Source organism: Flavobacterium sp. (assembly GCF_029242675.1).
Taxonomy (GTDB): domain Bacteria; phylum Bacteroidota; class Bacteroidia; order Flavobacteriales; family Flavobacteriaceae; genus Flavobacterium.
Window position 1 is genome coordinate 1 of record NZ_JAQWTM010000213.1, and the last position, 4,247, is coordinate 4,247.

Here is a 4,247-nt window from a genome sequence, read left to right on the forward strand (position 1 = left end):
ATTTCTGGCCAAGTGGATACAATTAATGCTTCCTCTTTTGTTCTTGGAGCTAGTATTTGCCAAATCTCCTCTGTTAAAAATGGCATAAAAGGATGTAGTAATTTCAAGTTGCTTTCAAGCATTTCTATCGCTTTCGCAAAAGTTACGCTATCAATCGGCTGCTGGTATGCTGGCTTAATCATTTCTAGGAACCACGAACAGAAATCATCCCACACTAATTTATAGATGCCCATTAGAGCATCTGAGATTCTGTATTTTTCGAAATTGTCTTCGATATCAACTAATGTTTGTTGCAACTTCGCTTCATACCATTCGATTGCTACCTTAGAAGATTCCGGTTGCGGTATTGCATCTGAAACTTCCCAACCTTTGATTAATTTGAAAGCGTTCCATATTTTATTGGTAAACCCTTTACCTTGGTTACACAATTCTTCATCAAACATAATATCATTTCCTGCAGAAGCGCTTAAAAGCAATCCTACACGAACACCATCGGCACCAAATTTTTCAATTAAATCTAATGGATCTGGTGAATTCCCTAACGACTTAGACATTTTACGTCTTTGCTTATCACGAACCAATCCAGTCAAATACACATTGGTAAATGGCTTTTTATCTGTATACTCATATCCTGCAATAATCATTCTCGCAACCCAGAAAAATAAAATATCCGGACCCGTAACTAAATCATTCGTAGGATAATAGTATTTAAAATCTTCGCTTTCTGGATCCATGATACCACCAAAAACCGACATTGGCCATAGCCAAGACGAAAACCAAGTATCTAAGGCATCCACATCTTGTTTTAAATCAGCTATTTCTAATTTAGGATTAGCAGTTCTTTCTTTGGCGAGAGCCAAAGCATCCTCAATATTCTCAGCAACTACAAAATCTTCTTTCCCATCTCCGTAGAAATAAGCCGGAATTTGTTGTCCCCACCATAACTGACGAGAAATATTCCAGTCGCGTATGTTGTTTAACCAGTGCGCATATGTATTATTAAAACGAGCAGGATGCAATTTAATATCTCCATCAACCAATACAGATTGAATTGCTGGTTTTACTAAATCTTCCATTTTCAAGAACCATTGATCTGATAATCTAGGTTCGATCACCGCTTTAGTTCTTTCTGAAGTTCCTACTTTATTTAAATGTGTTTCTGTTTTTGCTAGAGCACCAATAGTTTCTAACTCCGCTGCCACTTCTTCACGAACTACAAAACGATCTTTACCTTGGTAATGCATACCAAAGCTATTCATTGTAGCATCTTCATTATAGATATCTATAATTTCAAGGTTGTGCTTCTCTCCTAGCGTTTTGTCATTCATATCGTGAGCAGGAGTCACTTTTAGGCATCCTGTTCCAAATTCGATATCAACATATTCGTCTTCGATAATTGGAATTACTCTACCACAAATAGGCACAATCGCTTTTTTCCCTTTTAAATGTGCAAAACGTTCGTCATTTGGGTTAATACAAATAGCACTATCTCCAAAGATGGTTTCGGGACGCGTTGTTGCAATGGTTAAAAAGTCTTCGCTTCCTTCAATTTTATATTGAATGAAATATAATTTACCTTGTCTTTCTTCAAAAATTACTTCTTCGTCAGATAAAGTAGTTTTCGCTTCAGGATCCCAGTTTACCATGCGGTAACCGCGATAAATCATTCCTTTATTGTATAAATCAACAAAAGATTTTATTACAGATGCAGACATATCTGGATCCATTGTAAACTTAGTACGTTCCCAGTCACAAGATGCTCCAAGTTTTTTTAACTGCTCTAAGATGACACCACCATATTTATCCGTCCAATCATAAGCATGCTTTAAAAACTCTTCACGAGTTAAGTCAGCTTTGTTGATTCCTTCTGATTTTAATTTGGCAACCACCTTGGCTTCTGTTGCAATGGATGCGTGATCAGTACCTGGTACCCAACATGCATTGAACCCTTTTAAACGAGCACGACGAATTAAAACATCTTGAATAGTGTTGTTTAACATGTGCCCCATGTGCAAGACTCCTGTCACGTTAGGTGGCGGAATTACAATGGTATAAGGAGTTCTATGGTCAGGCTCAGAATGAAAATAATTATTTTCCATCCAGTACGCGTACCATTTATCTTCAATAGTTTTAGCGTCAAATTGTGCAGGGATTGTCATTTTTTATCTTGATTTATTTCATCGCTAATTTGTTGCTGCTGTCAAAAAGTCAAGCGGATTATTGCATCCGGATTTAACGTATAAACAAATCAACAAATAAACTTTTTATAATTGGTCTAATTATTGCATTTCATATTGGGAACAAAAGTAAATAATAAAGTAGACTATAAAAAGAGAATTAAAAATTTGTCCTCTAATAAAAAGATTCTATATTTACTTTGATTAAATTCAATAAAAATGAAAAAAATAATACCATTAATAGCTGGTCTTCTAATAAGTAGTATTGGTTTCGCGCAAAATGGAGCTAAAATTGATTTCAAAGATCAAAACAATACTATAGACTATGGGACAATAAGCAAGGAAAATGATAACGGAATAAGAGCATTTGTGTTCACAAACACTGGAAATGCACCTTTAATCATTAGTTCCGTCCAAACGACATCCAATTGCACGATTTTATCAAAGCAAAACGACACTATTTTACCTGGAAAATCCTCAAAAATTGAAGTAAAATACAATATGACAGAAGGACCTATTCGTAAAACGATAACAGTGGAATCTAATGCTATTAATTACGATGAAGGAAGAATTCCTTTAAAAATAAGAGGCGAGGTAGTGGTTAAATAAACAGTGAAAAATAGTTTTATGAAAAGCTTCTTGATTAAATTCAAGAAGCTTTTTTTTTATAAAATATTGATCAGCTGTACTCTAAATTTTAACGGCTTACCTTCTCTAGTAAAATCAATCGTAATCCATTTTTCTTTTTCGGCTTTGAGAAAAGAATTAACTTCAATCAATGAATATTTTTGCAACTCTTTTCCATCTATTGCGTTTACAATATCACCAGCTAACAATCCGGCCTTAGCAGCAGCAGAACCTTTACGAACATTATCAATCTCGTAAATAGGTTTCAACTTAAAATTATACTTAAAGTTATTTATTAAATTCTCATTGTAAGTTGTTGCATAACTACTTGCTTTAGTTTCTAGTTTTAAAGCAATAGTTTCTTGAACCCATTGCATACCTCCCATTCTTATTTCGATTCCACTTTTATTGTAGTTGAAATAGCTTTTGAAATCTGAATTTTTTCTCAAAAAAAGTTGTCCGTTGCCATAATCGAAAACCATAGAAAATCGTTTAAATATTTCACCTCCTACAGATCCAAGTCTATCAGAAACCATTTTTACATGACGTAAGGAAATTGAGTCTGGAAATGCTGCAATGGGGTTCTTGAATACAAAATCGTTAATTTTAAATTCAGAAATAATCGCTCGCCGACCAAAAATATCGCCACTGAATCCTTTACCTAAATAATCTTCGAAGTTCTTATTAGGAACCTTGATAGCATCAATTTTATTCTCAAACAACCACAAAGCGTCACTGTGGCCCGTATCTATTAAAAGCTTCACTGGGATTGAATTAGCACCTATAGTAACACTTCCTGTTAAATAGGGTTTACTACCCTCAACTGTAATTGTCGATTGTTTAAATTTTCTAGCTAATTTTCTCCGAATTTGAGGACTTTCTTGATGAAAAACGAGCACCTTCTTCGCATAATTTATTTCTAATAAATTACTTTTAAAAAAAGGATAACCAATGATACCGTTAACCGGAATTCCTATATGAGAAGACAAATTAAAAGCCTGATCTAAAATAACATATAATGTGTGGTTAGTAGAAACCATTCCTTTTACGTCTAGTTGATTGCCCGTAGATTTTAAACCAGCAACAGCGTCACTACTACCCAAACCTCTTAAACTAATGGTTTGTGGATTGAACAAACTAATACTATCTTTTTCTTCTAAACTAAAAAGTATCGTTTCCTCAACACCTGAATCCAGCATAAAAGTTAATTCAGTACCATTGACTTTTAGAGGTATAAAAATTAGGTTATTGATAAGTTTAAATGGGATTTTAATTTTACTTTTTTGCTGCTTAAAGATAAAACCATCTTGCGCTGAAACTGGACTACAGCATACCAATAAAAACACAACAACTATAATTTTTTTCATGAAAAACTCTTTCTATAAAAATAATGAAAAATTCTTATTTTATTGCTATTTTAACAATTTTTAAAGGATTTTACAA

Annotated in this window: 3 protein-coding genes; 1 reads left to right on the forward strand and 2 read right to left on the reverse strand. The window is 33.7% G+C overall.

All coding sequences use genetic code 11. The features are described 5' to 3' along the window. On the reverse strand, positions 1-2,159 hold a 2,159-nt coding region (locus P8M54_RS07990), incomplete at its 3' end, for a valine--tRNA ligase (protein ID WP_300287002.1). A gap of 237 nt (positions 2,160-2,396) precedes the next feature. On the opposite strand from P8M54_RS07990, the gene P8M54_RS07995 reads away from it, so the two are divergent. Then, complete coding sequence (locus P8M54_RS07995; protein WP_300287004.1) at positions 2,397-2,786, forward strand: DUF1573 domain-containing protein; 390 nt, start codon at positions 2,397-2,399, stop codon at positions 2,784-2,786. A gap of 56 nt (positions 2,787-2,842) precedes the next feature. Here the strand turns inward: P8M54_RS07995 and P8M54_RS08000 are convergent, their stop codons facing one another. Then, positions 2,843-4,171 (reverse strand): retropepsin-like aspartic protease, encoded by a 1,329-nt coding sequence (locus P8M54_RS08000; RefSeq protein WP_300287007.1) that lies wholly within the window; start codon positions 4,169-4,171, stop codon positions 2,843-2,845. Positions 4,172-4,247 lie beyond the last annotated feature (76 nt).